Here is a 4,746-nt window from a genome sequence, read left to right on the forward strand (position 1 = left end):
TAGGAGAGGTGCGTCTACGATTCGCCAGGAGGCGGGTTGCAGCCGAAGATAGATGAAAATTCGAGCAATTATTTTTCCAAAATAAGGAAAATCCACGAAAAAGCTGATTTTTTACAAATTCCTGAACTTGCTCAGAGCTTCCCTAGCAGGCTGTTGAAATCGGGAAGTATTATTTAGAAAAATTTTCTAGCAAGCCAAAAAACTCGAGGAAGAGCTGCTTTGTTCTATTTTGATGGATTTTTAATCGGCTTTTGGCTGAATACACGCCCCCTTAACGCTACTTTTGCTGCTTCTCCGTCCATTAAGCGGATCCCCTTTGTAAATTGCTTATTCGGGTTAGATTCCAGCCGATAAAGGTGAGGGTAAATACCTCCTTGACCCGCGCTAACCCGCGGACTTTTACTTGGCGAATCAGACCAATGGTTTTGCCCCAACCAAACCCCTTCTCAATTCGCTTGCGTACCTTCATGCTCGCTTGATATCCGCTGTGCCGAGTGGTGCGTCCGTCAATAGCGGAGCCACCGCGGCGCTTGGTATTTTGGGCCACATGCGGAGTTACATTGGCACCACGACAGGCGGCTACGAATCCCCGAGTGTCGTAACCTTTGTCTGCGCCAACGGTTTTGCGTCGTGAGCCCGGCAGCTCCGTCAGCATCTGCTCGGCTGCTTCCCGCTCAGCGCAGCCATTGGCTTGCGTTACCGCCGCCTGTACGATCAGGCCATTACGGTTTTCCATGGTGGTGTGACCCAAATAGGCCAGCTTGGCTTCAGCACCTTTGGATTTTTTGTACAGCCGAGCCTCTGGATCGGTGCGCGATTCGTGCGTTTCATTGCTGCGCTTTTCCTTGTGGAAATCCCGCTCGCTGTTGCTGCCACTGCCCTCATCGTCGTCGCTGTCCTGCTTGCGACGAAAACTTTTCTGCGAGGCCCACGCCTGAATCAAGGTGCCATCAACGCTGAAATGCTCTTCCGACAACAGTTGCTTCTGCCTAGCTATCTGCACCACTTCTTCGAACAGGGTAAGAATAATATCGTGGGCAAGCAGACGGTCACGATTCTTGCTGAAAGTGGAATGATTCCACACCTTATCATCGATACTGAGGCCAACGAACCAGCGGAATAATAGGTTGTAGCGTGTCTGTTCCATCAGCTGGCGTTCACTACGCACGCTGAATAAAACCTGTAGAAATAGGGCTCGCAGTAATCGCTCCGGGGGGATGGACTCCTTGCCGTTCGGTGCATAAGCGCAGTCGAGCAGCCAGTCGATACGCTGCAATGCCAAATTAAATTCCTGACGAATCTTTCTCAGTAGGTGGAATTTGGGGACAAATTCTTCCAGGTTAACAGTGGTGAACAAAGCTTCCTGCGTAATATCTGCACCGCGCATACACTATCTCATTGTGGGGTATCGGCCCAAGCATTGTACCAAAGCCAGTAAATACATGAGCCTATTTCAACATCCTGCTAGGAGATAGTGAGGTGTCTACTTTTTATGGGTAACTTGGAAACAGAACACTTAGCTAAAGCGCCGCAGCACGCGGTCACTTTTGAGCACCTTGTTAGCAATGGCTTAATAGTATTTTACGTTGTTCGATGTTCTCAATCTTGAGCTGCTTAGTGGGCCACAATAATTGTCGCCTTCTCGTATATCAAAAACCTTAATTGCTCCACCATAACCGCCATATAGATAATTGCTACGAAATACATTGCCAATGGACGGGCATTCTCCAGTTGATTTTGTACATCCCCCGGGGTTACTTCCGTCTAGATTCCATCCTCTAGTGTCAGCATTACAGTACCACCCCTGATAAAAAGCAATTCTCCCAGAGGAATAAAAGCGATTATCAGCTATGTAATTATAGTTTGATTCATCTCTGACCTTTATTGGGTCCCCGTTGATACCTAGGAAACGATTTCTTAAAACCTCATTATGCGACGAGTAATGAGCAAAATATATTGCATGAATTGCAGATGCACCTGCCGAATTATTCAATATATCTACGAAGTGCGTATTAGCAATTGAGTTGCTGCGAGAGTTTACAAAACGTACAGCGGCTGTAGAGTTTCCAAAATCAGTATACTTTCCTCCGACCCTATAAAAAAACATGCCATACAACTCATTTTCCGAGTTCCAATTACTCACGTAATTTCTTTTACCCTCAAACGACATGGCCGTGTGATAATTTTGGACTTTAATATATCTAAACTTCAAATTACTCGATGATCTATTTGATTTACTTAATGTAAACCAAGTGTTTATATTGCCGCCTCCATCAAAGACAGGTCTTTCATTTGTGAAATTGACAGGTGTAAATGTAATTGAGTGGCCATTAGTATAGGTCCAAACAATTGACTGACGATAGTAAGTTCCTTGATTTATATGGATCTCTATGGGTAGATCGGGGTCGTGTAATTCAAGAACCTCTTGAGCTCGCGAGAGGGTTTTTATGGGATGCGAATTTGTAAGTCCCTCATTGTAGTCATTTCCTGATAGGGAAATAAAAATCTTAAAAGAGTCCTCAGAATAAGAATTATGACTCCATAATATTATAAAAAAAAATACTATAAATTTCATTGCCTCTCCTTTGCTTACTTGAGTGTTGCTAACGCCGCTGTCAAAAGCGACTGGCGTAGCCCGCCAGTCCAGACCTCGCAGCGGCCGATTTGCGCAGCCTTGTTAAGTGCTACTAATAACCCCGACTTAAAAGCACTCTTTGTTCATTTTGTTTAGAAGATCTTTATTGACTTCATAATTCTCACTTTCAGATAACACTGTGTCAATATTGCACTTTGGACACAGTACCGTTCTTCCTGGGCCGCATTGGCAGTCCTCTGGCTCATCTATCCAGCCAGCAATTTCTGAATAAGTAAAAATACCAAGACAATGAAAACAGACACAAAGTTTACTCTTTAATATGGCTTTTTGATGCCAGCCACATTCGCTATGTGTTTGTTTAAGACTTAAGTTCATATTACCACTTAACACCTTTCTTACAGGTGAGCAACTTGTTGCGAGTCCAGCGCACGTAGTGCGTGCTTGTGCCGACGTTTGTTGAACGAAGCCACTACGCGGCAAAGGTAACTCCGCTGAAATAAAGATAATTCCCCTATGTACTCACCCCCGAGGACGACAACTAGAAGAATATCTTTATGAACAAAGCACAGCAGAAACGATTCGATTCACTGTAGCGACAACATCTTAGCGCACTCAAACGCCAGGGCAAAGTCGAATCGACCATTGATCTATACAGCCATGCCATACGGCGCGTCTGCGAGTACTTTGACAGCCCGCCCGACACTCTCGCCCAAAGGCAGCTTGAGGAATATTTTGAGCCACTCATCAGTACTCACTCCTGGCCAACGGCAAAGGGGGATCGCAATGGCCTTCAGTTCTTTTACAAGCACGTACTTACTACCGGGTCGGAAGGAAAGAATACCCCTCTCCCAGGACACGCTGTGAATACATCCTTGTACGCTCGAAATCGGCATCCATGCCTCATACGATCCTGGCAGAGGGGTATTCTCCCCCTCCTGCTTTACTAGTAAGCGCGACTGGCAGTGGGTAGATATTATCAGACCCCCTCAAGAGAGACACCTTCCCGATGTGCTGACTTTCAAAGAGCTGGAGCGGTTGATCAACGGTACCCGCGAACGGCGCTACCAGACCTTCGTTCTCACCTGTTTCCGCATGGGTTTGCCCTTATCTGTATCTTAGCGTCATTAGTAACACCAACATTTTGTCCGATAACGGTTGCAACGTGGCCTTTCGCTACCGCGATGCCAAAATCGATCAATGGAAAACCTGTACAGTAACCGGCGAGCAGTTTATCAGGCTGATCCTGCAACACTGTTTGTCAAAAGGCTTTCAACGCGCACGAGATTATGGTTACCTGTATGGCAACGCAAAAGCCGTTCTGCGTATCCTACAGCGGGTGCTGAAGGTACGAAGGTCAACACCACCGACGACAAAAGGCGCAAGTCTGTCTTGCCCTCACTGCCACAGAGTCATGTGAGTGACCGTTTTTTATCCTCGCAAAACCCAGCCCGGATAAAAGCGGCGAGCGCACGGACGCCACCACCGCGAGGATTAATATGCCTTAAACAAAGGAACTAATACGCGATGTGACAATGATTTTTTTCGCCTCTCGGGTGAGGCTAATGTTCGTCCGCAAAAAGGGTCCGAGACTAACGTCAACCTTCCAAAATTCAGTTCCCTTCGATTTATTTATATGAATAGAGCTGGTCGGACTCCCTCAATAACCAGATATGTTGCGGCAAGCGCAACATACCCTTATTTGTTATGAGTTTACTTTATCGTTAGATTGTTAATATTTTCTTGTGCACTTTTGCACCAACGACAATTTTTTTTGGGGGCTATTGCCAACGATCTTTTAAAACTGGAAAGAGCCATATCTGTTTGCCCTACTTTAATATAACCTTCGCCCAAGCTATCCCATAGATTGCCATCATCAGGAAATATCTTTACATTCAATTTTAGCAGTTCCAATGCCCAGTCTGTATGCTCGTTGACATGGAAATATATCCTAGCCAATCGATTAAGAACGTCTGAATTAGTTATTTTATCGCCAGTTCTTATCTCAAAATATGAGTTATTGTCAATTTTGGTGTTCAAAAAGCCAGATTAAGCAGCGCTCTGGTCGGCTGTTGACACCTCCTCTCCATCTTTGAACTTCACTCCGGTGATGACCTTGGCCAGGCAGTCAAAGCCCCGGAGTTTTCTCCACT

The 4,746-nt window shown here is 45.7% G+C and carries 3 protein-coding genes and 2 pseudogenes; 2 read left to right on the forward strand and 3 right to left on the reverse strand.

Features of this window, described 5'->3' with window-relative positions; genetic code table 11:
- Positions 1-301: 301 nt before the first annotated feature.
- Positions 302-1,387, reverse strand: coding sequence for an IS5 family transposase (locus ACL7TT_RS20360; RefSeq protein WP_413398010.1), 1,086 nt, complete (start codon positions 1,385-1,387; stop codon positions 302-304).
- A gap of 183 nt (positions 1,388-1,570) precedes the next feature.
- A complete protein-coding gene (locus tag ACL7TT_RS20365; RefSeq protein ID WP_413398011.1) occupies positions 1,571-2,575 on the reverse strand; it encodes a hypothetical protein in 1,005 nt (334 codons plus the stop codon).
- A 629-nt stretch (positions 2,576-3,204) separates the two neighbouring features.
- On the opposite strand from ACL7TT_RS20365, the pseudogene ACL7TT_RS20370 reads away from it, so the two are divergent.
- Both ACL7TT_RS20370 and ACL7TT_RS20375 read left to right on the forward strand, forming a co-directional pair.
- Positions 3,205-3,543 (forward strand): annotated as a pseudogene (locus ACL7TT_RS20370) (phage integrase N-terminal SAM-like domain-containing protein); the annotation flags it as partial.
- A 155-nt stretch (positions 3,544-3,698) separates the two neighbouring features.
- A pseudogene (locus ACL7TT_RS20375) lies at positions 3,699-4,013 on the forward strand (transposase); the annotation flags it as partial.
- A gap of 293 nt (positions 4,014-4,306) precedes the next feature.
- Here ACL7TT_RS20375 and ACL7TT_RS20380 read toward each other — a convergent pair.
- Positions 4,307-4,633, reverse strand: a complete 327-nt coding sequence (locus ACL7TT_RS20380) for a tetratricopeptide repeat protein (protein ID WP_413398012.1) — start codon at positions 4,631-4,633, stop codon at positions 4,307-4,309.
- Positions 4,634-4,746 lie beyond the last annotated feature (113 nt).

This window comes from Microbulbifer jejuensis, from assembly GCF_047289955.1.
GTDB lineage: Bacteria > Pseudomonadota > Gammaproteobacteria > Pseudomonadales > Cellvibrionaceae > Microbulbifer.

What these genes read in the sequence shown, in the direction of transcription:
- ACL7TT_RS20365 (WP_413398011.1), bottom strand. Translation starts at nt 2,575, where the DNA reads ATGAAATTTATAGTATTTTTTTTTATAATATTATGGAGTCATAATTCT.
- ACL7TT_RS20360 (WP_413398010.1), bottom strand. Translation starts at nt 1,387, where the DNA reads ATGCGCGGTGCAGATATTACGCAGGAAGCTTTGTTCACCACTGTTAAC.